This is a genomic window from Dongia deserti, from assembly GCF_003574735.1.
Classification (GTDB): Bacteria; Pseudomonadota; Alphaproteobacteria; order Dongiales; family Dongiaceae; genus Dongia_A; species Dongia_A deserti.
The window spans coordinates 228,718-250,840 of record NZ_QORW01000001.1 but is presented as its reverse complement, the minus strand read 5'-3'; the positions used below and the strand labels follow the sequence as shown (position 1 = coordinate 250,840).

The following is a 22,123-nucleotide window of genomic DNA, read 5'->3' as shown; positions in this document are numbered from 1 at the left end:
TCTGCTGCAACCCTGCCGCCGAATGCTATCCGACCCGGCGCGGCGTCACGGCCCCGCCGGGTCGGACTTTGCTAGTGCCCCGTATTATAGCGCAAGCTTGCCGGGATAATAGTGATTGTACGCCAGCACATAGTCGGGCGCGTTCATCAGTTCATAGAACACGACCTTCTCAACGAACTGCTTCTGGCTGTCCATGATGCGCTTCATGAACTCGTCCTTGCCCAGCTGCTCGATCAGCTTATCCCAGCCGGCGAGCTGCGCGTCCAGAATCTCTTGAGGGGTGCGCAGGACCTTCACTCCATGCTCGGTCTGGAGCTTGGCCAGATCGTCGGAGTACTGCTTCAGGGCCCAGTAGGTGTTGACGCTGCTGGCAGCATCGACGCTGTTCTGCAGAATCGCCTGCAGATCCGGCTCCAGGCCCTCGAAGAAGTCCCTGTTGAACTGGAATTCGAAGCACTCGCTTGCCTGGTGATAGGACGAGAGCATGTAATTTTTCGCGACATCCTGGGCGCCGAACCGCATGTCGGAAGTCGGATTGTTGAACTCGAACGCGTCGATGACGCCGCGCTCCATCGCCGGCACGATTTCGCCGCCGGGAAGCTGCGCGACGCTCAAGCCCATCTGTTGGAACAGATCGGCGGCCAATCCGACGGTACGATACTTGAGGCCTTTGAGCTGCCCTGCCTTGGTTACCGGACTCTTGAACCAGCCGAGGGGCTGTGCCGGCATCGGGAAACCCATGAAGCCGATGATGTTCAGTCCCAGGATGTCCTGCGTCAGCTCGCGATAGAACTCCTTGCCGCCGCCGGAATGGAACCACGCCAGCATGGTGGTGGCGCTGCCGCCCCAAACCGGACCGGTTCCGAAGAAGGAGGCTGCCTTGTGCTTGCCGTACCAATAAACCGGCACCGTGTGGGAGGCGTCGATCACGCCGTCATTCACGGCATCGATGACCTGGAACGCACCGACCACAGCGCCCGCCGGCAAAAGATCGATCTTCAGCCGTCCGCCTGAGGTTGCCTCAACCAGCTTCACGTATTGCCCGGCCATTTCGTGGAAAGCGTCCGATGCGGGCCACGAGGACTGCATCTTGATGACGACCGGGCTTTGCGCGACGACGGTGGGGGCTGCGATGACAGAAGCCGCTGCCGCACCGGCGGCAATGCCGCCACCCTTGAGAAAGGCGCGGCGTGATTTGGATTGATGAGTGCCCGTCATGATTTTTCCTCCGCTAGTTATTTGTGATTACCCGTCTTTGGCGGGTTGATTGTTGTTTTTCTAGATTAATGCACAGAAAGGCCGGGGAGGGAAACGGCAAAGGGTCAGGTTTCGACCTTTGGCGGATGATCGCCCCCGCCCAATACCGAAATTGGTGTGGGCGTAGCCGCCCGGCTCAGCTGCCCAGAAACTCTCCTACCGGCTTCAGAGGCTCGATCTGATCGCAGGCGATCTTCATCACGACCAGAAGCGGCACGGCCAACAGGAAGCCAACGATTCCCCACATCCAACCCCAGATCAGGAGTGCGGTCACCACTGCAACCGGGTTGAGCGTGAGGCGTCGCGCCACGATCATGGGGGTTATCACGTTGCCCTCTAGAGCCGCAATCACGATGAAGATGGCCGGCGGGATCAGCGCCGTCGTAACATCGGGAAGGCTGAGCAGCGCCACCATGCCGATGACAATGGCCGAGACGGTGTGTCCCAGGAATGGGACATAATTGAGCAGCCCCGCCATCGCGCCCCACAACAAGGGATTGGGCATACCGGTTGCGAACATCGCGCCGGCGACAACGCCGCCGAAAGCCACATTGATGCCGGTGATGGTGAGCAGATAGTGCGACATGTCGCTCTGCAGCTGATGGGCGATTTCGACCGCTTGCTTCTTGGTGCGGAAGTCGGGCAGTGCCGACACCAGGTGGCGCAGGAACTTGTCGCCCATTGCCAGCATGAAATAGAGCAGCACCAGAGTTGCGACCGCGCCGACTGTGAAGCGCGTGGTTTCGTTGAGGAGCACGTCGCGCAATGTCGTCTGCCGTGCCACGACCACTTGCGTGACGTCTTCGACGGTCTCCTCCTCCGCACCGACGTTGCCGAGCGCTTCCTCGGCTTGCCGCAGCTGTTCGGCGGGGACCCGCAGGAAGTCGAGCCGATCGCTCAGCTGGTCGATCACAAAAGGCAGGCGCCGCAGCCAGCCGGCTGCAGGCTCCGCCAAGGTCGACAGGCCAAGCCCGAACAACAGCAGGAACGGCACTACCACCAATACGGCGCCGATCGGCTCCGGAATCCGCATGCGCGCAAGGGCCAGCACCAATGGTGTCAAGACCAGGTTGAGCATGCAGGCCAGGACGATGGGGATTGCGACCGTGCGCGTAACGTAGAGCGTATAGAGCACCAGGATCCCGGCGATGACGCCCAGAAAGACGGTCTGAACGTTGATGGTACGGCCTATCTGCTCTACGGCCTCTTCTTCGGCGCCCTGTCTGGCGCCCTGTTGTGGGGTCGTTGCCCGCTCCTTGTCCTTGAGCGCCTTGGTCACTGGTCCGCCATGACTCCCGTTCGACATGACGCGCACCTCCCCGCGGACACGGACGATGCCGCTCTGGAAACCCTCCACACGCGGCGTTGGTTCCGTCACGTCCGGGGCCTCGAGACCTTGATTCAGCCCGAGGCTCGGGCGGATAGTGCGGCCCGCAATCCCAGGGAAGCGCCGACCTCATGGCCAAGCACTTGCTGATCGTGGCCCACGTGCCCTCGCCGAATACGCTGCGCTTGCGCGATGCGGCGGTGGCGGGCGCGACCAAGCCGGAGATCATGGAGGTCGAAGTGCGGGCGCTGACGCCATTCGAAGCGTCGGCCGATTCCGTTCTGTGGTCGGACGCAATCATTCTCGGCACGACCGAGAATCTCGGTTACATGAGCGGCGCGCTCAAGGACTTCTTCGACCGCACCTACTACCCCTGCCTGGAGCGGACGGAAGGCAAGCCCTACGCGCTCTACATTCGCGGCCGCCACGACGGCACTGGAACAAGGCGCGGCGTGGAGACGATCGTGACCGGCCTGCGCTGGCGCGCCGTGCAGCCGCCCTTGATTCTGCGCGGCGATTGGCAGGAAAGCTTTGTCGTGCAGTGCGAGGAGCTTGGCACTCTCATGGCCGTGAGCCTGGAGGCGGGGATCATTTGAATTTGGCGAGCGGGTATCGCTTGCGCTGCGCCGATCTTGGATCACACTGACGCCGGCCATAGGGTGAGCCAGGATCGGCGCAGCGAATGCATTGATCGGACGGAGGCCGACGCGCTCCGTCCTTTCATCAGTGAATCGCGTCATCCGTAAGGCCTGCACAACTCACTCAAACACATGACGGCCAAGGCGTGCGCGGAAGGTCCGAACCCGCCGAGCTGCAGAGGTGCGCGCAAGCGAGTGAGCGAGCGAGCTGCCGGAGCGAAGTGCTGGTGGTGCGTTGCCGCTGCCGAGCGGATGGCTCTTGCCTCGCATCCAACGCACACGTGGCGCCTCTTAGGTGTGTGCTGTGCAACAAAATTTCCGTGTTTGACTCGGCTCCGCAATCTCGTTAGGTTTCGAGCCGAAATTGGTATGACAGGTATACCAAAATGACCGTCATCCGCCGTCGGAAGCTCTACGAGGAGATCGCCCAGCACCTGGAGCAGCGCATCCGGGACCAGGCTGTTGCGCCCGGCGAGCAATTGCCCTCGGAGCGCGATCTGATGCGCGAATTCGGCGTCGGCCGTCCTGCGGTGCGCGAGGCTTTGTTCCACCTGCAGAAGATGGGGCTGGTGGAGCTGCGCTCGGGGGGACGGGCGCGCGCCACCAGGCCGACACCGAAGGTCGTGGTCGAATCCCTGGCCGGGACCGCGCGCTATCTGCTGGCCCAGCCCGACGGCGTGCGGCACTTCCAGCAGGCGCGCTCTTTCTTCGAGAGTGGCCTGGCGCGCTACGCGGCAGTGCACGCGACCGATGAGGAGTTGCGCGACCTGCGCGAGGCGCTGGAGGCGAACCGCCGGTCGCTGGGCGATACCGCGAAGTTCGAGCGCACCGACGTCGAGTTCCACCACATCCTGGCGGTCATCCCTGGCAATCCGATCTTCGAATCGATCCATGCCGCCATCGCCGAATGGCTGGTGGAACAGCGCCACGTCACGCTGACCTATCCCGGCCAGAACGAGATCGCCTTCACGTATCATGCCCAGATCTACGAGGCGATCGCCGCGCGCGATCCGGATCGCGCCGAGCGCGTGATCCGCGCGCACCTCGATCAGGTCGCCGATCTCTATTGGCGGGTGAGGGGGAGCGCGGAATGAACGGCTTCGTGATCATGGTGGATTTCCGCCTGAAGCCGGGCGCCAGGAGCGACTTTCGCCGCCTGATCGACGAAAATGCCCGAGCATCGTGCCGTGACGAGCCCGGCTGCCGCCGCTTCGATGTGCTGGAATCGCCGAGCGACACCGACCGCATCGTGCTCTATGAGATCTATGACGATCGCGCCGCGTTCCAGGCGCATGTGAACACCAGCCACTTCGCGCGCTTCAACGAGGCGAGCGCCGATCTCGTGGCAGACAAGAAAGTTACGGAGTTGAATTTGGTGTGCGAGGGATCGGCAGCCTGAAGACTGCCATCCTCGGCAAGGAACAGGGAGGAAATGATGGCCGAGACCGGCTTGAAAGCGATGTCGCGTACCAGGGGGTTGAAGCTGGGCCACTTCATTGTGGAGTTTGCGACACCTGGCATCGGCCACATCATGAAGAATGCCGGCTGCGAGTTCGTCCTGTTCGATCTGGAGCATTCAGGATTCGGCTACGAGACGGTGAAGAGCGCCATCCGCTACTTCGAGGCAGCCGACATCGCGCCAGTCGTGCGCGTGCCGTCCAAGGAATATCACCACATCGCGCGCGCCTGCGATATGGGTGCCGAAGGCATCATGCTGCCGATGGTCGGCAATGCCAAGGAAGCGCGGGCGATCCTCGATTGCATGAAGTACTACCCGGAAGGCAAGCGTGGTGTGGCGCTCGGCGTGGCGCATGATGGCTACACCGCAGGGCCTGTGCCGGAGAAGCTGGCCGGTGCCAACAAGCGCACGACTCTGTTCTGCCAGATCGAAACCGCGGAAGGCGTCGAGAACGCCGAGGCCATCGCGGCGGTCGACGGCGTCGATTGCCTGTGGGTCGGGCACTTCGACCTGTCGGTATCGCTCGGCATTCCGGGCGAGTTCGGCAATCCCAAGTTCACCGGCGCGATCGACCGCGTGGTCGCGGCCTGCCGCAAGCACAACAAGGCGACGGGCCGCCTGGTGCCGGACGTCAAGACTGGTATCGACTACTACAAGTGGGGCTTCGACTTCATCTGTTACTCGGGCGATGTCTGGGTGCTGCAGGGTGCCTTGACCGAAGCGGTGAACCAGCTTCGCGCCGGCTGCAAATAGACGGTGGCAGAAATGGCCGACACGTTCCGCGTCGCATTGTCAGGCGATTTCAGGAAGGCGGACGGTTCGCCGACTTTCCCGGACTTCGATCTTGCGCCGCTGCAATCGGCGCCGGGCGTCGAGGTCGCGTTCCTGGAGAACGCCAATCCAGTTCGCGCGGACCAGATCGCCGATTTCGACGCGCTCATTCTGCTGATGCCGCGGTTCGCGCGCGAGAGCATCCATCCGAATGGCCGCCTCTCGGTGGTAGCTCGCTTCGGCGTCGGCTACGACAATGTCGACGTTCCGGCCTGCACCGAAGCGGGTATTCCCCTCGTGATTACGCCCGACGGCGTGCGCCGGCCCGTTGCCGTCTCGATCATCACGTTCATGCTGGCGTTGACCGGCAAGCTGATGATCAAGGACAAGCTGACGCGCGGCGGACCCGAGACCTTCAACAAGCGCGCCGAGCACATGGGGGTGGGGCTGGTGGGGCGCACTTTGGGTTCCGTCGGCATCGGCAATATCGGGGCGGAGCTGTTTCGCCTGGCCAAGCCGTTCGACATGAAATTCATCGCGCACGATCCATTGGCCGACAAGGCGATCGCTGCAGAGCTTGGGATCGAGCTGGTGGGGCTGGAGGATGTGTTCCGGCGCTCCGACGTGCTGTGCGTCAATTGCCCGCTGACACCGGAGACTCGACACCTGGTCAATGCAGAACGCCTGTCGCTCATGAAACCGACGGCGTATCTCATCAACACCGCGCGCGGGCCGATCGTCGATCAGGCGGCGCTGACCAAAGTGCTCAGCGAACGGCGCATCGCGGGGGCTGGCCTGGACGTGCTGGAGGTGGAGCCGCCGGCACCGGATGATCCGATCCTGAAACTCGACAACGTGATCCTGGCGCCGCACGCTCTGTGCTGGACGGATCAGTGCTTCGCCGGCAACGGCGCAGCGGACGTCAAAGCAGTTCTGGACATCCAGCACGGCCGCGTGCCACGCGGCGTCGTCAATCGCGCTGTTCTGGATCAACCGCCCTTCAAGACGCGGCTGGACAATTATCGCAACCGCTTCGGCGCTTAGCGCCGCGGCTGCAAGGAATCCCTACCCGGTCGGGGAGGCCGGCAAGGGATAACAAGGCGAGCGCCACGGCGCGATCGCCGTAAATGGGAGAGAGATCATGATCAAGACAGTGGCATGGGTGGGCGCCGTCGCCGGCTTGGCGATGTCGTGGGCGTCCGCTGCAATGGCCGAGAGCGCGGCAGAGATCGCCGTGAAGGAGGCCCAGAAATATCGCGGGCAGACCATCACCATCGCCTGGGAAGCAGGCTTGCAGGCGTTGGATCCCCTGAACTTCTCGGGTCCGAAGTGGGAAGAGCTGACCGGCATCAAGGTGAAGGTGGTTGAGCTGCCGATCGCCGAGATGTTCACCAAGATCATGCAGGAATACCGGGCCGGCACCGGCGCCTATGATGCGCTCAACGTGGTGCCCGCTTGGATGCCCGATCTTGCCAATGCCGGCGCCCTGGAGGTGCTCGATCCCTATGTCGAGAAATACGGTTATGCGGCGGAGCTGCAAACCATCGCCCCGACCTATCGCGACAACCAGATGAAGGTGGGCGACAAGATCTACGGCTTCCCGGATGACGGCGACGTCTTCGTCTTCTACTACCGCAAGGACATCTTCGGCGACCAGGCGACCAAGGATGAGTTCAAGGCCAAGCACGGCTACGACCTCGCGCCGCCCAAGACCTGGAAGGAGTTCGCCGAGATCGGCCAGTTCCTGACCGACAAGTACAAGCCGGACATGTACGGCGCCGCGTTCTTCCGCCAGCCACCGTACGGCATGTTCATGTTCCAGGAGCGGTTCCGCACCGAAGGCGGCAAGTTCTTCGATGCCGAGACGATGAAGGCGACCATCAACAGCGACGTCGGCGTGAAGGTGCTCGAAGGCATGCGGGCCGAGAACAAGTTCATGCCGCCGGGCGTGGAGCAGTGGGGCTTCGTCGAGAACCTCGCCGCGTTCCTGCAGGGGCAGACGGCCATGACCATCTCCTGGCCGCCCTACGGCCGCTGGGCCGCCGGATACGGCACCGACCAGGAAGTGCTGAGCTGGGTGCCGAAATCGCAGATCGCCGGCAAGGTTGGCTATGCCCTGCCGCCGGGCGGCCATCCGGAGCTGGCGGCCGGTTTCGCGCTGTCGGTCGCCTCGACCAGCAAGAACAAGGACGCGGCCTATCTCTTCATCCAGTGGCTGAACAGCGAAGACGTCAGCCTCCAGCGCGTGCAGCTGCCCTACGCTCTGCGCGATCCGTTCCGGGATTCGCATTTCACCAGCCCGGAATATTTGGCCAAGTGGCCCGACGCGAAGGACTACCTGGCTACGCTGAGCGAAGGGGCTAAGACCGGCCTGCTCGATCTGTCTCTGCTCCAGACCGATAAGTACGAAGAGGTCCTGCGCCAGGCAATCAGCAAGCTATGGGCCGGTGAAGACGCCAAGTCCATCCTCGACGCTGCCGCCGCCGAGTGGGACGCGATCACCGCGAAAATCGGGGTCGACAAGCAAAAGGCCGTGTATCAGGCTTGGGCAGCGAAGTCGGGCGCCTATCCGCAATAGAGCGTTCGGCAGTCACCCAACACCGCTCCCCCGCTCTGCCTCGCGCAGGGCGGGGCGCAGCGGTGATGGCGACCTCAGGGGGATGCGTCACGCGCATGAGCGAGAGTGCAACATCGGCGATGGCGGCGGGCGGCGTGGCCGCGCCCGCCGGCCATGCGCCCGACCGCTTCTTCAAATACTGGCTGATCGCGCCAGCGATCTTCCTGCTGCTGCTGGTGGGCCTGTTCCCGCTGATCTATTCGCTGATCGTCAGTTTCCAGAACATCACCATGATGGAGGTCGATACCTCCTTCGCCGGTTTCATCAACTATGCGCAACTTTTCAAGGATGCGCGCTTGTGGCAGGCGCTGCTCCACACGGCGCTCATCACCATCATCGCCCTGCCGCTGGAGCTCGTGCTCGGGCTTCTGATGGCGCAATTGTTCCTGGAACGCATGCCGGGCCGGCAGATCTTCGTGTCGCTGCTGGTTCTGCCGACGGTCATCTCGCCGATCGTGGCTGGCGCCACCTGGCGGTTGATGTTCGACAATCGCTATGGGCCGATCAACCAGATCATCGGGTGGTTCGCGGGCGAGCCTATGACCATCCTGTGGACCGTCAATCCGAATCTCGTCTACCCCTCCATCTTCATCTGCGAAGTGTGGCAGTGGACGCCGTTCATGTTCCTGATCCTGCTGGCTGCGCTGTCGAACGTGGACAAGTCGCTGACTGAGGCGGCGGAGATTGACGGCGCGGGCTACTGGCGTACCTTCTTCAAGATCGTGCTGCCGTCGATCTGGCCGGTCATGGCGATCGCCATCCTGATCCGCGGCCTCGATCTCGTTCGCATCTTCGACGTGATCTGGGCGCTGACCCAGGGCGGGCCGGGCACCATGACGGAGACGATCTCGATCTATACCTACGTCCAGGGCTTTCAGCAGTTCGAGACCAGCTACACCGCCGCCATCGCCTTCCTGGTAATCGCGATGCTCACCGTCATCGTGGTCTGGGCCATCCGCCGCATGGGGTTGGCGAAATGACCCCGCAAGCGCCCTTCCTGCGCCGGCCTGGCACCGTCCTCGCGCTGCGTTACCTCGCCGTGCTCGCGCTGACGATCGTGTTCCTGTTTCCCGTCTATTGGCTGTTCATCATTTCGTTCAAGACGCCGGAGGAGATATTCGCCTTCCCGCCGGTCTGGTATCCGGAGAGCATCCAGTTCGCGAACTACCGCGTGCTGTTCAAGGACGGCGACGCGGTGACGGTATGGAACAGCCTGGTGCTGGCGGGCGTCAGCACGGTGATCGCCATGGTGCTGGGCACCATCTGCGCCTACAGCCTGGTGCGGTTCAAGACGGGCGGCGAGAACCTCGCGGTCTGGATCATCTCGCAGCGCATGATGCCGCCGATCGCGATCGCATTTCCGATCTTCCTGCTCTACGTGTTCTTCGGCTGGGTGGATTCCTATCACGGCCTCATCATCCTCTACACCGCGTTCAGCCTGCCGTACGTCATCTGGATGATGCGCGGTTATATCGAGGATCTTCCGCTGGAGCTGGAGGAAAGTGCGTTGGTCGACGGCTGCACGCGCTGGGAAGTGCTGTGGAAGGTGGTGTTCCCCATGGTGCGCTCGGGGCTGTTTGCAACCGCCGTCTTCACATTCGTGTTCGCCTGGAACGATTTTCTATTCGCGCTGGTTCTGACCCGAACGGAGGTCATCACCTACACCGTGCAGGTGACGCACTATTTCGGCGGCCAGTCGAATTTCTGGGCCAAGATCGCGGCCATGTCGGTGCTTGGCACCATTCCGGTATTCTTCACGGTCGCGACGCTGCAGCGTTATCTGGTGCGCGGCATCTCCATGGGCGCAGTCAAAGGGTAGAGCGGGGCAGGGCATATGGCCGATCTCAAGATCACCAATCTCCACAAGCATTATGGTGGCGTTCAGGCGGTGCGCGGCATCGACCTCGAAGTTGCCTCGGGCGAGTTCACGGTCCTGGTCGGCCCATCCGGCTGCGGCAAGTCCACCTTGCTGCGCACCATTGCGGGATTGGAGACACCCGACGGCGGGACATTGGAGATCGGCGGACGCGTGGTGAACTATGTTCGCCCGCGCGACCGCGACATCGCCATGGTGTTCCAGAACTATGCGCTCTATCCCTACATGAACGTGTTCGAGAACATCGCGTTCGGTCTGCGCGCTCGCAAGACGCCTCAGGCGGAGATCGAGACCCGGGTCCGGCGCGCCGCCGACATGCTCGGCATCACGCCGCTGCTGGACCGCCTGCCGCGCCAGCTGTCGGGTGGCCAGCGGCAGCGGGTCGCCATCGGTCGTGCCATCGTGCGCAATGCGCGCTTGTTCCTATTCGACGAGCCCTTGAGCAACCTCGATGCCCAGTTGCGCGACGAGATGCGCAGCGAGATCAAGCGCCTGCACCAGGAGCTGGGCACCACCATGATCTATGTGACCCATGACCAGATCGAGGCGATGACCCTCGCGGATCGGATCGTGCTGCTGCGCGAGGGGCTGATCGAGCAGGCCGGCACGCCACTCGATCTCTATGAGCGTCCGGCAACGCGTTTCGTGGCGGGATTCCTGGGCTCGCCGCAGATGAATTTCATTCCGGCGCAACTCACGCAATCGGGGGGCGGTTGGGCGATCAAGTTCGGGGACAATATTAGCCTCGCCTTGCCGCCGCGGCAGCGCAACGGCTTCTCCGACGGACAATCCGTCGTTCTCGGGCTTCGACCGCAATATGTGACGCGCGCCAATGGTAGCGACCGGCCGGGGCACCAGCGCCTCGGCGTGACGGTCGAGCTGGTCCAACCGACCGGCTCGCGCGCCTATATCACCTTCCCGCTGGGCGGCGTTCCGACCGTGGCGGAGCTGGAATCGCACGACGTGCAGCGGCCGGGCGAGCGGATCGACCTCGACCTCGACATGAACCGAGCCGTCTTGATCGATCCAGAGAGCAATCGCGTGATTTGAGAATAGGGGAGAGATCGTGATGCGACCCATTAAGCCGAAACGCGCCATCAAGCTGTTCGGCACGGAGGTGCCCGAGCCCAAGCTCCGCACCTTGCAGGCGGGTGCTTTGTCCGCTGTGTTCGATAATGGTGCGCTCCGTTATATCAAGCTCGGCGAGACCGAGGTGCTGCGTGCCATCGCCTTCCTGGTGCGGGATGAGAACTGGGGCACCTTCACTCCGGAGATCAGCAATCTCAAGATCAGGCAAGGCAAGAGCGATTTCCGCGTGACCTACGACGCGCGCTGCAAGGATGCCAAGCGCTTACTGACCTACCATGCGGAGATTTCCTGCGGAGCCGACGGCGCGCTGCGGTTCAATGCCACGGCATTGCCGGAGACAGACTTCCTCACCAATCGCACCGGATTCATCGTGCTGCATCCATTGACCGGTGTCGCCGGCTATCCGGTCGAGGTCGAGCACGTCGATGGCCGCAAGGTGAAAGACAAGTTCCCCGCCATCATCAATCCGGTCCAGCCCTTCTTCGCCATCCGATCGCTGCGGCACAAGGCGGCGCCGGGCATCTTCGCAACCTGCCGCATGGAAGGCGATCAGTTCGAGATGGAGGATCATCGGAACTGGACGGATTCATCCTTCAAGACCTATGTCCGCCCGTTGGCGGAACCCTGGCCCTACACGCTGCCGAAAGGCGTGGAGATCAAGCAATCGGTCAACCTCACTTTCTCCGGCAAGCTCCCGCGGCCGAAGGCGGCTGGCCGCGCCAAGCCGGTCGAGATTGCGCTTGGCCGCAGTGGCGGTACATTGCCGGCGATCGGCGTTGCGATTCCCGAGGCCGAAGCCGATGCCGCCTTGGTCAACGCACCCCACATTGCGGCGGCGGCACCCAAGCATCTCGTCTGCGAGGTCGATGCACGGCGCGGCGGATTGGCCGGCACGCTCAGCGTCTATGAGAAGCTGGGCCAGGCAACCAAGGCCGACGTGATCCTGGAAGTCATCCTGCCCGGTGAGCAGGCGCCGGCGGCGGAGCTCGCGCCGATCTCCGCGGCGATCAAGAGCGCCAAGCTGATGCCGGCCGCAATCGCGATTTCCCCCGCCATGGATTTGCGCGGCGTCCTGCCGGGCAGCAAGGGACCAGCTGGCCCGACGCTGGAGCAGATCTACAAAGCGGCGCGCGCGGCGTTCCCCGGCGTGCGCCTGGGCGGCGGCACTTTCGCCTTCTTCACGGAACTCAACCGCAAGCGTCCGCCGGCGGAGCTGCTCGATTTCGTCACGCACACCACGTGTCCGATCGTGCATGCGGCCGATGATATCTCCGTGATGGAGACGCTGGAGGCGTTGCCCTATGTCACGCAATCGGCCAAGGCCTTCGTCAAGGGCAAGGATTATTGCGTAGGGCCCAGCAGCATCCCGGCACGCCTCAACCCCTACGGCGCATCGACTGCGCCGAATCCCGACAATGGCCGCGTGTGCCTGTCGAACATGGACCCGCGCCAGCGTGGGCTGTTCGGGGCCGCGTGGACTCTTGGTTATGTCGCCGCACTCGCGCCGGGTGGCCTATCGGCGATCACGCTCGGCGCTGCGACAGGTCCGGCCGGCATGATCTACCGCCGCACCAACTATGCGCAGCCCTATTTCGACGGCGTGGGCGGCCCGGCGGTTTATCCGCTCTACCACGTGATCGCCAGCCTCACCGGTGCCAGCGGCAGCAAGTTGGTGCACGCGAAGTCCGCCGCGCCCGGCAAGATCGCGGCGCTCGCTTACCGAGCCAAGTCCGGTCCGGTTCTATGGCTTGCCAATCTGACTGGCGAGACTCAGAAAGCGAAGATCTCGGGCTTCAGCGGCGGTGCGCTGCTGCACATGCTCGATGAAGGCAGCTTCGTCGCCGCGACCAAGGACGCGGGCTATCTTGGCAAAGCCGGCAAGACATTGAAGAAGGTCGGCACGGTCGAGCTGGCACCCTATGCCGTTGCACGGATTGTGGGAGCCTGATGGCGCAGAACGGTGCACTGCTGCTCGGCTGCATTGCCGACGATTTCACAGGCGCTACGGACCTCGCCAACACGCTGGTGCGCAATGGCATGCGCACGATCCAGATCATCGGCATGCCCGATGGCCTTGATGTGCCGGCCGATGCCGAAGCGATCGTCGCAGCCCTGAAATCCCGCACGGCGCCGGTGGCTGAAGCGGTGGAGCAATCGGTCGCCTCCTGCCGGTGGTTGCGGCAGGCAGGCGCGCGCCAGATCTATTTCAAATACTGCTCGACCTTCGATTCGACGGACGAGGGCAATATCGGCCCGGTTACCGACGCCTTGCGCGCGGAGCTGAAGACGGACTTCGCCACTGTCTGCCCGGCCTTTCCCGAGACCGGCCGCACGATCTACCTCGGCCATCTCTTTGTCGGCGAGGTGCTGCTGTCCGATTCACCGATGCGCAATCATCCGCTGACACCCATGACCGATGCCAATCTGGTGCGTGTGCTGGGGCGTCAGACCCGGGCGTCCGTCGGTCTGGTTCCCGTCGGCACGGTGCGGAGAGGACCGGCTGCAATCCGCAATGCTTTCGAGACCTTGCGGCGCAATGATGTCGCCTACGCCGTCGTGGATGCGATCGAGGATGGGGATCTGCGGCGCCTGGGCGCGGCCTGCGCCGATCTCACGTTGGTGACCGGCGGATCAGGCGCGGCGATGGAACTGCCGGAGAATTTCCGCCGTGCCGGTTTGCTCGCGCGCAGAGCGGGCGAAGAGGAGCTGCCGCCCGTCGGCGGCAAAGCGGCTGTGTTGTCCGGTTCCTGCTCGCCTGCGACCTTGGCGCAGGTCGAGCGGATGCGAGCGCGACATCCCGCGCTCAAGCTCGATCCATTGGATCTCGCAGAGCGCGGTAACGCCGTAGTGGCAGAGGCTTTGGCCTGGGCCACGGCCGAACTGGAAACCTCACCCGTCCTGGTCTATGCGAGTGCGCCGCCCGAAGCGGTGAAGACCATCCAGGCCAAGCTTGGCCGCGAGCGTGCGGGATCGCTGGTTGAACATGCGCTGGCGACGCTGGCGGATGGGCTGGTGAAAGCGGGCGTGCGGCGCCTGGTAGTCGCCGGCGGCGAAAGCTCTGGGGCCGTCGTGCAGGCGGTGGGCATCCGCGCGCTGCAGATCGGGCCGCAGATCGATCCCGGCATTCCCGCGACCCTGTCGCTAGGCGAGCCGAAGCTTGCGCTCGCGCTCAAATCCGGGAATTTTGGGGCCGAAGACTTCTTCCTCAAGGCGATCGACAGGTTGCGATGACGGACGCCCGAGACTCCCTGGTTGCTAGCGGCCGCTCCATATTCGAGCGGCGCCTAACCTTCGGCAGCTCCGGCAACATCAGCGTCAAGACCGACGATGGCTGGCTGATGACGCCGACCAATGTCTCGCTCGGTGCCCTCGACCCGGCGCGGCTCTCCAAGCTGAATGGATCAGGCAAGCACATTTCGGGCGATGCGCCGACCAAGGAGAGCTTCCTGCATCTTGCGATGTACCGCGAGCGTGCCGGCGCCGGTGCCGTCGTGCATCTCCATTCCACGCATTCGGTTGCGGTGTCGTGCCTGGACGGCATCGATCCGGACGATGTGCTGCCGCCCATCACCGCCTATTACGTGATGCGCGTTGGCAAGCTGCCGCTCATTCCTTACTACGCGCCTGGCGATCCAACCTTAGGCGAAGCCGTCGGCCAACTGGCCGCCAAACATTCCGCCGTCCTGCTCGCCAATCATGGCCCCGTGGTTGCCGGCTCATCGCTCAGCGCCGCCGTCAATGCGATCGAGGAGCTGGAAGAGACGGCGCGGCTCTACTTGCTGCTGCACGGCCGGCCGACGCGCTATTTGACGCCGGAGCAAGTCGCGGACCTGCGCCAGCGCTTTCCGAATTCGTGATGTGACACTCTTACCTCGTCATGGTCGTGCCAAGCACGACCATGACGAAAGTGAGCCCGTGTCAGAGAAAGTCCTCGATGTAGGCCTTCACAATCGCATCCAGGTCCGGGTCCTTTGGCAAGCCGAGCGACAGGGCGCGTTCATAGGTGGTGCCGACCGGCCAGGTGGCGACGATGCGTTCGATGACTGGGTCCTTCTCCACGCGGATCTCGCCGAGCCTGCGGTCGGCGGCAACGCGCTTCAGGGCCGCGATCATGTCGCCGACCGTGACGTCAAGAGACGGCAGGCTGACCGCGCGGTCTTCGCCCAGCTTCTCGCCAGCGACTTCATGCAGCTTCACAAAGCACTCGACGATGGTGCGGTATCCGGCGAGCGGCATCACGGCCTCGGTGCCGACCGGCAGCACGCATTCGACGCCGTTCAGCGGCTCGCGGAACACGCCACTCGCGAAGCTGGAGGCCGCCTTGTTCGGCTTGCCCGGGCGGATGATGACGGTCGGCAGACGTGCCGAACGGCCGTCGATAAAGCCCTTGCGCGTGTAGTCATTGACCAGCAGCTCGCCGATCGCCTTGGTCATGCCGTAGGTGGTCTGCGGCGTCTGCTTGGTGGTATCGCCGACGTGTTTGGGCATTGTCTTGCCGCCGAACACGGCGATCGAGCTCGCGAACACCACACGTGGCTTGGAGCCCAATGCGCGCGCCGATTCCAGCACATGCAGATTGCCGTCCAGGTTGACTCGCATCGCGAGGTCGAAGTCCTGCTCTCCGCCGCCGCTCACCACCGAGGCCAAGTGGAAGACGGAGATATCCGGCCGATCGAACAGCCGCTTCACCGTCGCCTTGTCGGAAATCTCGCCCGCTACGAACCTTGCGCGATCATCGAGCCCTGAGGGCCGCCCGTCCGGCACCACCATGTCGAACAGCAGGAGCTCGTCAATGCGCTCCGACTTCCCGGAGGGGCCTGTCAGCGCGCCGAGTGCTGTCAGGCGGCGCGCCAGTTGCAGCCCGATGAAGCCCGCCCCTCCGGTGATGATGACTTTCATGAATTCCCTCATTCTCGCGGCGAACAGCGAAGGACAACACTAGGGCGCTCGCGGAAAACCGCAACCGATTCCAGGAAGAATTTGGCGATGTCCCTAATTGGTTCGCGGTTGCCCTTATCCGCCTTTCACCGCTACTTCTACTCATCCCCTCGCCGGAGAATCTCACCATGACTTACACCGCCCATTCGCAGCGCTATGAGATGATGCATTATCGCACCTGCGGGCAGAGCGGCCTGCAACTGCCGGTGCTCTCCCTCGGCCTGTGGCACAATTTCGGCAATTCCACGCCTTATGCTGCGCAGCGCGAGATGGTCACCACGGCCTTCGATTTCGGCATCACACATTTCGACCTCGCCAACAATTATGGCCCGCCGCCGGGCAGTGCGGAGATCAACTTCGGCCGCCTGCTGCGCGAGGAGCTGAAGTCCTATCGCGATGAGCTCATCATCTCGTCGAAGGCCGGCTGGGACATGTGGCCCGGTCCATACGGCCGAGGCGGCGGCAGCCGCAAATATGTGCTGGCGAGCCTGGACCAGAGCCTGAAGCGGCTCGGCCTTGACTATGTCGACATTTTCTATTCGCACCGGTTCGATCCCGACACGCCGCTCGAGGAGACGATGGGCGCGCTCGCGACAGCCGTGCAACAGGGCAAGGCTCTCTATGTCGGCATCTCGTCTTACTCAGCCGGCAAGACGCGCGAGGCGGCGAAGCTGCTGCAGGGCGTGGGCGTGCGCTGCCTGATCCACCAGCCGTCCTACAACATGTTCAATCGCTGGATCGAGGGCAGCCTGCTCGACGCGCTGGAGGAGACCGGCATCGGCTGCATCGCCTTCTCGGTCCTGGCGCAGGGCTTGCTGTCGGAGAAATACCTCGATGGCGTTCCGGCGGAGGCGCGCATCAACCGGCCGGGCGGCGGGTCCTTCAAAAAGGACCATCTGAAGCCGGAGAACCTGGCACACGTCAGAGCGTTGAACGAAATCGCCAAGAAGCGCGGCCAGAGCCTAGCGCAGATGGCGCTTGCCTGGGCCCTGCGAGACCAGCGCGTGACCTCTGCCCTGCTGGGCGCGAGTAGTGTCGAGCAGCTCAAGGAAAATGTCGCCGCGCTCAAGAATCTCGATTTCACCGCAGCCGAATTGGCCGCGATCGAGCAGCATGCGGTCGACCTGGGCATCAATCTCTGGGAGAAGCCGAGCACCGACCAGAGGCCATAATCCGCATGATGTTACCTTTTTAACAGTTGTTAGAATTATGACATTCTGAGATACTGCGATGGAGCGGCAAGGATGGCCGTATCATCGCGGCAATGATCGGCCGCCCGCGCCGTTTTCGTCGCAGCGCCAGCATTGGAGAGCCAGCATGGCGGAACTGAAAATCGCCCCCATGGTGCGTCCCGAGACCGGCCGAAATGTGCCGGCGCGCAATGAAGCCTGCCCGCTCGATCTCGGCTGGGTGCGCGACGTCCGCGTGAATCTGTCGGCGGCGGAGCGGCGCGTGGCCACCCTGCCCGGGCGCCGCACGGTCAAGAAGGATGCGCAGGCCGCCTGGTTACTGAAGGCTGTCACCTGCATCGACCTCACCACGCTCAACGGCGACGATACGGCGGGCCGCGTGCGCCGTCTGTGCGCGAAGGCGAAGTCGCCAATCCGCCGCGATATCCTGGAAGCGCTCGGGATGGCCGATCGGCGCATCACGACCGGCGCGCTCTGCGTCTATCACCGCTTCGTCAAGACGGCGGTGGAGGCTCTGCAAGGCAGCGAAATTCCGGTGGCGGCCGTCTCCACGGGCTTCCCCGCCGGTCTCGTTCCGCACGACGTGAAGCTGAAGGAGATCGAATCCTCGGTGCGCGACGGCGCGACGGAGATCGACATCGTCATCACGCGTGAGCATGTGCTGACCGGCAATTGGCAGGCGCTTTATGACGAGATGCGCGACTTCCGCGCCGCCTGCGGCAACGCGCACGTCAAGGCGATCCTGGCGACCGGCGATCTCAAGACCATGCGCAACGTGGCGCGTGCGTCTTTGGTCTGCATGATGGCCGGCGCCGACTTCATCAAGACCTCGACCGGCAAGGAAAGCGTGAACGCGACGCTGCTCGTCACGCTCATCATGGTGCGCATGATCCGCGCCTATTATGAGCGGACCGGCTTCATGGTCGGCTACAAGCCGGCCGGCGGCATTTCCAGCGCCAAGGACGTGCTGAACTACCAGTTCGTGATGAAGGAAGAGCTGGGGCGCGAATGGCTGGAGCCTGACTATTTCCGCATCGGCGCCTCCAGCCTGCTCGCCGATATCGAGCGCCAGCTCGAGCATCACGTGACTGGCCGTTACTCGGCCTTCAATCGCCATCCGGTGGGGTGATCGCCATGAGCGTTGCACGCTATTTCGACGAGATGTCCTATGGCCCCGCGCCGGAAGCCGACACCGAGGCGCGGGCCTGGCTGACGTGCCACGACGCCACCTTCGGCCATTTCATCGGCGGCAAGTTCGTTCCGCCAGCCTCCGGCACCTACATCGACACGATGGAACCGGCGACGGGCGCCACGCTGGCGAAGATCGCGGCCGGCGCAGCAGCGGATGTGGATATGGCCGTCGCCGCCGCGCGCAAGGCGCAGGGAGCGTGGGCCAAGATCGGCGGTGCGGCCCGGGCGCGTCATCTCTATGCCCTGGCGCGCGCGGTTCAGCGCCACGGCCGTTTGTTCGCGGTTCTCGAATCGATGGATGGCGGCAAGCCGGTAAGGGAATCCCGCGACCTCGATATCCCGCTGGTGGCGCGGCATTTCTATCACCATGCCGGCTGGGCACAGCTGCAGGAACACGCGTTCGCCGATCATGTGCCCGTCGGGGTGGTGGGGCAGGTCATCCCCTGGAACTTCCCTTTGCTGATGCTGGCGTGGAAGCTGGCGCCGGCCCTGGCGCTTGGCAACACGGTGGTGCTGAAGCCGGCGGAGTTCACCTCGCTGACGGCGCTGCTGTTCGCGGAGATTGCGACGCAGGTTGGACTGCCGGCCGGCGTGCTCAACGTCGTGACCGGCGACGGCTCGACGGGCGCGGCGCTGGTTGATCATCCCGATGTCGACAAGATCGCTTTCACCGGATCGACGGAAGTCGGCCGCCTGATCCGCGAGAAGACTGCCGGCACAGGCAAGGCGCTGACGCTCGAGCTTGGCGGCAAGTCGCCGTTCATCGTGTTCGACGACGCGGATCTCGACGGCGCGGTCGAAGGCGTGGTCGACGGCATCTGGCTCAACCAGGGCCAGGTGTGCTGCGCCGGATCGCGCCTGCTGCTGCAGGAGGGCATCGCGGAGGACTTCCTGGCGCGGCTGAAGCAGCGCATGACCAAGCTCCGGGTCGGCCATCCGCTGGACAAGGCCATCGATATGGGCGCGATCGTTGCGCCCGTTCAGCTGAAGCGCATCCAGTCGCTGGTCGAGACCGGAATCTCCGAAGGCGCCTCGATCTTCCAGCCTGATCTCAGCCCGCCCAAGGGCGGCTGCTTCTTTCCGCCGACGTTGATCAGCGACGTGCAGCCGACTGCGACGGTGATGCAGGAGGAGATCTTCGGCCCGGTGATCGTCGCGATGACCTTCCGCACCCCGGACGAAGCGGTCGTGCTCGCCAACAACACGCGCTATGGCCTGGCCGCCAGCATCTGGAGCGAGACCATCGGCCTCGCCCTCGACATCGCGCCCAAGCTGCAGGCCGGCGTGGTCTGGGTCAACGCCACCAACCTGTTCGACGCGGCGGTCGGCTTCGGCGGCTATCGCGAATCCGGGTTCGGCCGCGAGGGCGGCAAGGAAGGCGCCTACGAATATCTGAAGCCGAAAGCCTGGGCCAATCGCAAGCCGCGGCAGGTCACCGAGCAGCCTCAGCTCCAGACCGCGTCGGGTGGATTCGAAACGCCGGCGCTCGACCGCACCGCCAAGCTGTTCATCGGCGGCAAGCAGGCGCGGCCGGACGGCAACTATTCGCGCGTCATCGTCTCACCTGCAGGCAAGCTGGTCGGTGAAGTGGGCGAAGGCAACCGCAAGGACGTCCGCAACGCCGTTGCTGCGGCACGGTCGGCGGAAGCTTGGTCGCGCGCCACCAGCCACAACCGCGCGCAAATCCTCTATTACATCGCGGAGAACCTTTCCGCGCGCTCCGCAGAATTTGCGGGCCGCATCACCGCCATGACCGGCGCGTCGCCGGCGCGCGCCAGAGCCGAAGTCGAGGCGACGATCAACCGCCTGTTCAGCTATGGCGCCTGGGCCGACAAGTTCGAAGGCACAGTTCATGCGCCGCCGCTGCGCGGCGTCGCGTTGGCGATGAACGAGCCAATCGGCGTGGCCGGCGTCGTGTGCCCGGACGAAGCGCCGCTGCTCTCCTTCATCAGCCTGGTGGCGCCGCTGATTGCGGTCGGCAACCGCGTCGTCGTGGTGCCGAGCGAGCGTCATCCGCTCTGCGCCACCGACTTCTACCAGGTGCTGGAGACCTCGGACGTTCCGGCCGGCGTGGTGAACATCGTCACGGGCTCGCGGGAGGAGTTGACTAAGGTCCTGGCAGACCACGACGACGTCGATGCGCTCTGGGTGTTCGGGTCGAAAACAGCCTCCGCCACGGCGGAGAAACACTCCATCGGCAATCTCAAGCGGACGCTGGTCGATCATGGGCTGGAGACGGACTGGAACGACCCTGCGGCCGCGGAAGGGCCGATCCTGTTGCGCCACGCGGTGCAGGTGAAGAATATCTGGATTCCGTACGGCGAATAGCCAAGATAGGCAGTCCAGAAATCAGGGGAGGCTGACGTGCTGAAGAATCTCGACCCGCTGCTCAACGCGGACGTGCTCTATGCGCTGCGCGCCATGGGCCACGGCGACACGCTGGTGCTGAGCGACACCAACTTCCCGTCCGACTCCATCGCCCGCCAAACCCGCCTCGGCAAGCTCCTGCGCATCGACGCCAGCTGTCCACGCGCGGCCCGGGCCATTCTGTCGGTGATGCCGCTCGACAGCTTCGTCGAGCATGCCACTTACCGCATGGAAGTGGTTGGCGATCCCAAGGACATCCAGCCGGTGCAGAAGGAAGTACAGGTGGAGATCGACCACGCGGAAGGCAAGCCCTGGCCCATGGGCTCGATCGAGCGCATGGCATTCTACGAGCATGCCAAGAAGGCCTATTGCGTCATCACCACCGCCGAGACCCGCTTCTACGGCTGCTTCATCTTCACCAAGGGCGTGATCCCACCGAAGGAGTAGGCGCCCATGGTTCAAGCGGCGGCCGCGCAAGAGGGGGTGGCCATTCTCGGCATCTTCGTCGCCGACCTCGCGTTCCGCGCGGGGCGGCTGCCGAAAATTGGCGAGACGATCGCGGGCTCCGGCTTCGCGATGGGCCCGGGCGGCAAGGGCTCGAACCAGTCAGTCGCCGCCGCACGCCTCGGCGCCAAGGTGACCTTCATCTCCAAGATCGGGCGCGATGCCTTCGGCGACATCGCGCTCAAGACCTGGAAGGATGAAGGCGTCGTTGCGCGCGCCGCGCAGTCGGACAAGGAGCCGACGGGCGGCGCCTTCATCTTCGTCAATCACGAAACCGGCGAGAACGCAATCATCGTCTATCCCGGTGCGGCAGGCACGATCTCAACTGCCGATGTCGAAGCCGCAGCGGATGCCATCCGCGGCGCGAAAGTTTTCGTGACGCAATTAGAGCAGCCGGTCGCCGCAGCGCAGCGCGGTCTGGAGATCGCACGTGCAGCCGGCGTGACCACGGTCTTCAATCCCGCGCCGGCGGAGCCGATCCCGGATTCGATCTATCCGCTCTGCGACTACATCGTGCCGAACGAGACCGAGGCTGCGACGCTGACCGGTACGCCTGTTGCGACTCTGGCCGACGCGCAGCGCGTCGGTGACGCATTGCTGGCGAAGGGCGCCAAGACCGCGCTTATCACCTTGGGCGAGCGCGGCGCCTTGTTCCACAATCGCGAACGATCGGTCGAGATCCCGGCCGTAAGGGCAGGCCCCGTGGTGGAAACCACCGGCGCCGGCGACGCCTTCGTGGGCGGGTTTGCCGCCGCGCTCGCACGCGGTATCGATCCTATCGAAGCCGCGCGTTTCGGCTGCGCCGTCGCCGGCATCTCCGTTACGCGGCCCGGCACCGCGCCTTCCATGCCGCACCTCGCGGAAGTGGAAGCGCTGCTTGCCAGGCGCGGTTGATCGAC

Annotated in this window: 20 protein-coding genes; 17 read left to right on the top strand and 3 right to left on the bottom strand. The window is 64.0% G+C overall.

The window, feature by feature from the left end:
* Positions 1-84: 84 nt before the first annotated feature.
* Together DTX69_RS01235 and DTX69_RS01230 are read right to left on the bottom strand one after the other, a co-directional pair.
* Positions 85-1,218, bottom strand: coding sequence for a TRAP transporter substrate-binding protein (locus tag DTX69_RS01235; protein WP_119299667.1), 1,134 nt, complete (start codon positions 1,216-1,218; stop codon positions 85-87).
* 175 nt (positions 1,219-1,393) lie between these two features.
* Entirely contained in the window at positions 1,394-2,635 is a 1,242-nt protein-coding gene (locus tag DTX69_RS01230; protein ID WP_119299666.1) for an AI-2E family transporter, read from the bottom strand.
* Positions 2,636-2,715: 80 nt separating this feature from the next.
* On the opposite strand from DTX69_RS01230, the gene DTX69_RS01225 reads away from it, so the two are divergent.
* From DTX69_RS01225 to otnC, 12 genes are all read left to right on the top strand, one after another.
* Entirely contained in the window at positions 2,716-3,180 is a 465-nt protein-coding gene (locus DTX69_RS01225; RefSeq protein WP_119299665.1) for a flavodoxin family protein, read from the top strand.
* Positions 3,181-3,608: 428 nt separating this feature from the next.
* A complete protein-coding gene (gene nanR / locus DTX69_RS01220; protein WP_119299664.1) occupies positions 3,609-4,316 on the top strand; it encodes a transcriptional regulator NanR in 708 nt (235 codons plus the stop codon).
* The gene (locus tag DTX69_RS01215) at positions 4,313-4,621 is read left to right on the top strand and encodes a putative quinol monooxygenase (RefSeq protein WP_119299663.1); all 309 of its coding nucleotides are present in this window, start codon (positions 4,313-4,315) and stop codon (positions 4,619-4,621) included. The genes nanR and DTX69_RS01215 overlap by 4 nt, the downstream gene beginning before the upstream one ends.
* Positions 4,622-4,657: 36 nt before the next feature.
* Positions 4,658-5,434, top strand: coding sequence for an HpcH/HpaI aldolase family protein (locus DTX69_RS01210; RefSeq protein ID WP_119300015.1), 777 nt, complete (start codon positions 4,658-4,660; stop codon positions 5,432-5,434).
* Positions 5,435-5,446: 12 nt separating this feature from the next.
* On the top strand, positions 5,447-6,496 hold the full coding sequence (locus DTX69_RS01205) for an NAD(P)-dependent oxidoreductase (RefSeq protein WP_119299662.1): 1,050 nt from the start codon (positions 5,447-5,449) through the stop codon (positions 6,494-6,496).
* Positions 6,497-6,593: 97 nt separating this feature from the next.
* Positions 6,594-8,030, top strand: coding sequence for an ABC transporter substrate-binding protein (locus tag DTX69_RS01200; RefSeq protein ID WP_119299661.1), 1,437 nt, complete (start codon positions 6,594-6,596; stop codon positions 8,028-8,030).
* Between the two features lie 95 nt (positions 8,031-8,125).
* Positions 8,126-9,049: a carbohydrate ABC transporter permease gene (locus DTX69_RS01195; RefSeq protein ID WP_162916496.1), complete on the top strand. Its 924-nt coding sequence runs from the start codon at positions 8,126-8,128 to the stop codon at positions 9,047-9,049.
* The gene (locus tag DTX69_RS01190; RefSeq protein ID WP_119299659.1) at positions 9,046-9,888 is read left to right on the top strand and encodes a carbohydrate ABC transporter permease; all 843 of its coding nucleotides are present in this window, start codon (positions 9,046-9,048) and stop codon (positions 9,886-9,888) included. The genes DTX69_RS01195 and DTX69_RS01190 overlap by 4 nt, the downstream gene beginning before the upstream one ends.
* A gap of 15 nt (positions 9,889-9,903) precedes the next feature.
* The gene (locus tag DTX69_RS01185) at positions 9,904-10,995 is read left to right on the top strand and encodes an ABC transporter ATP-binding protein (RefSeq protein WP_119299658.1); all 1,092 of its coding nucleotides are present in this window, start codon (positions 9,904-9,906) and stop codon (positions 10,993-10,995) included.
* A 16-nt stretch (positions 10,996-11,011) separates the two neighbouring features.
* Positions 11,012-12,982 carry a hypothetical protein gene (locus tag DTX69_RS01180; RefSeq protein WP_162916494.1) on the top strand — a complete coding sequence of 657 codons (1,971 nt, stop codon included), beginning with the start codon at positions 11,012-11,014 and terminating at the stop codon, positions 12,980-12,982.
* Complete coding sequence (gene otnK, locus DTX69_RS01175; protein ID WP_119299656.1) at positions 12,982-14,265, top strand: 3-oxo-tetronate kinase; 1,284 nt, start codon at positions 12,982-12,984, stop codon at positions 14,263-14,265. Before DTX69_RS01180 ends, otnK begins: the two co-directional genes overlap by 1 nt.
* Positions 14,262-14,891, top strand: coding sequence for a 3-oxo-tetronate 4-phosphate decarboxylase (gene otnC, locus DTX69_RS01170; protein WP_119299655.1), 630 nt, complete (start codon positions 14,262-14,264; stop codon positions 14,889-14,891). The genes otnK and otnC overlap by 4 nt, the downstream gene beginning before the upstream one ends.
* Positions 14,892-14,952: 61 nt before the next feature.
* Here otnC and denD read toward each other — a convergent pair whose 3' ends face one another.
* Positions 14,953-15,933, bottom strand: coding sequence for a D-erythronate dehydrogenase (gene denD, locus DTX69_RS01165; RefSeq protein WP_119299654.1), 981 nt, complete (start codon positions 15,931-15,933; stop codon positions 14,953-14,955).
* Positions 15,934-16,100: 167 nt separating this feature from the next.
* Here denD and mgrA point away from each other — a divergent pair, with 167 nt between their 5' ends.
* From mgrA to rbsK, 5 genes are all read left to right on the top strand, one after another.
* Entirely contained in the window at positions 16,101-17,144 is a 1,044-nt protein-coding gene (gene mgrA, locus DTX69_RS01160) for an L-glyceraldehyde 3-phosphate reductase (RefSeq protein ID WP_119299653.1), read from the top strand.
* A 145-nt stretch (positions 17,145-17,289) separates the two neighbouring features.
* A complete protein-coding gene (deoC, locus tag DTX69_RS01155; RefSeq protein ID WP_119300014.1) occupies positions 17,290-18,291 on the top strand; it encodes a deoxyribose-phosphate aldolase in 1,002 nt (333 codons plus the stop codon).
* A 5-nt stretch (positions 18,292-18,296) separates the two neighbouring features.
* On the top strand, positions 18,297-20,681 hold the full coding sequence (locus tag DTX69_RS01150; protein ID WP_119300013.1) for an aldehyde dehydrogenase family protein: 2,385 nt from the start codon (positions 18,297-18,299) through the stop codon (positions 20,679-20,681).
* Positions 20,682-20,717: 36 nt separating this feature from the next.
* Positions 20,718-21,167: an RbsD/FucU family protein gene (locus DTX69_RS01145; protein ID WP_119299652.1), complete on the top strand. Its 450-nt coding sequence runs from the start codon at positions 20,718-20,720 to the stop codon at positions 21,165-21,167.
* A gap of 6 nt (positions 21,168-21,173) precedes the next feature.
* Positions 21,174-22,118 (top strand): ribokinase, encoded by a 945-nt coding sequence (gene rbsK, locus DTX69_RS01140; RefSeq protein WP_119299651.1) that lies wholly within the window; start codon positions 21,174-21,176, stop codon positions 22,116-22,118.
* The last annotated feature ends 5 nt before the right edge of the window (positions 22,119-22,123 follow it).

What these genes read in the sequence shown, in the direction of transcription:
- DTX69_RS01235 (WP_119299667.1), bottom strand. Translation starts at nt 1,218, where the DNA reads ATGACGGGCACTCATCAATCCAAATCACGCCGCGCCTTTCTCAAGGGT.
- DTX69_RS01225 (WP_119299665.1), top strand. Translation starts at nt 2,716, where the DNA reads ATGGCCAAGCACTTGCTGATCGTGGCCCACGTGCCCTCGCCGAATACG.
- nanR (WP_119299664.1), top strand. Translation starts at nt 3,609, where the DNA reads ATGACCGTCATCCGCCGTCGGAAGCTCTACGAGGAGATCGCCCAGCAC.
- DTX69_RS01215 (WP_119299663.1), top strand. Translation starts at nt 4,313, where the DNA reads ATGAACGGCTTCGTGATCATGGTGGATTTCCGCCTGAAGCCGGGCGCC.
- DTX69_RS01210 (WP_119300015.1), top strand. Translation starts at nt 4,658, where the DNA reads ATGGCCGAGACCGGCTTGAAAGCGATGTCGCGTACCAGGGGGTTGAAG.
- DTX69_RS01205 (WP_119299662.1), top strand. Translation starts at nt 5,447, where the DNA reads ATGGCCGACACGTTCCGCGTCGCATTGTCAGGCGATTTCAGGAAGGCG.
- DTX69_RS01200 (WP_119299661.1), top strand. Translation starts at nt 6,594, where the DNA reads ATGATCAAGACAGTGGCATGGGTGGGCGCCGTCGCCGGCTTGGCGATG.
- DTX69_RS01195 (WP_162916496.1), top strand. Translation starts at nt 8,126, where the DNA reads ATGAGCGAGAGTGCAACATCGGCGATGGCGGCGGGCGGCGTGGCCGCG.
- DTX69_RS01190 (WP_119299659.1), top strand. Translation starts at nt 9,046, where the DNA reads ATGACCCCGCAAGCGCCCTTCCTGCGCCGGCCTGGCACCGTCCTCGCG.
- DTX69_RS01185 (WP_119299658.1), top strand. Translation starts at nt 9,904, where the DNA reads ATGGCCGATCTCAAGATCACCAATCTCCACAAGCATTATGGTGGCGTT.
- otnK (WP_119299656.1), top strand. Translation starts at nt 12,982, where the DNA reads ATGGCGCAGAACGGTGCACTGCTGCTCGGCTGCATTGCCGACGATTTC.
- otnC (WP_119299655.1), top strand. Translation starts at nt 14,262, where the DNA reads ATGACGGACGCCCGAGACTCCCTGGTTGCTAGCGGCCGCTCCATATTC.
- denD (WP_119299654.1), bottom strand. Translation starts at nt 15,933, where the DNA reads ATGAAAGTCATCATCACCGGAGGGGCGGGCTTCATCGGGCTGCAACTG.
- mgrA (WP_119299653.1), top strand. Translation starts at nt 16,101, where the DNA reads ATGACTTACACCGCCCATTCGCAGCGCTATGAGATGATGCATTATCGC.
- deoC (WP_119300014.1), top strand. Translation starts at nt 17,290, where the DNA reads ATGGCGGAACTGAAAATCGCCCCCATGGTGCGTCCCGAGACCGGCCGA.
- DTX69_RS01150 (WP_119300013.1), top strand. Translation starts at nt 18,297, where the DNA reads ATGAGCGTTGCACGCTATTTCGACGAGATGTCCTATGGCCCCGCGCCG.
- rbsK (WP_119299651.1), top strand. Translation starts at nt 21,174, where the DNA reads ATGGTTCAAGCGGCGGCCGCGCAAGAGGGGGTGGCCATTCTCGGCATC.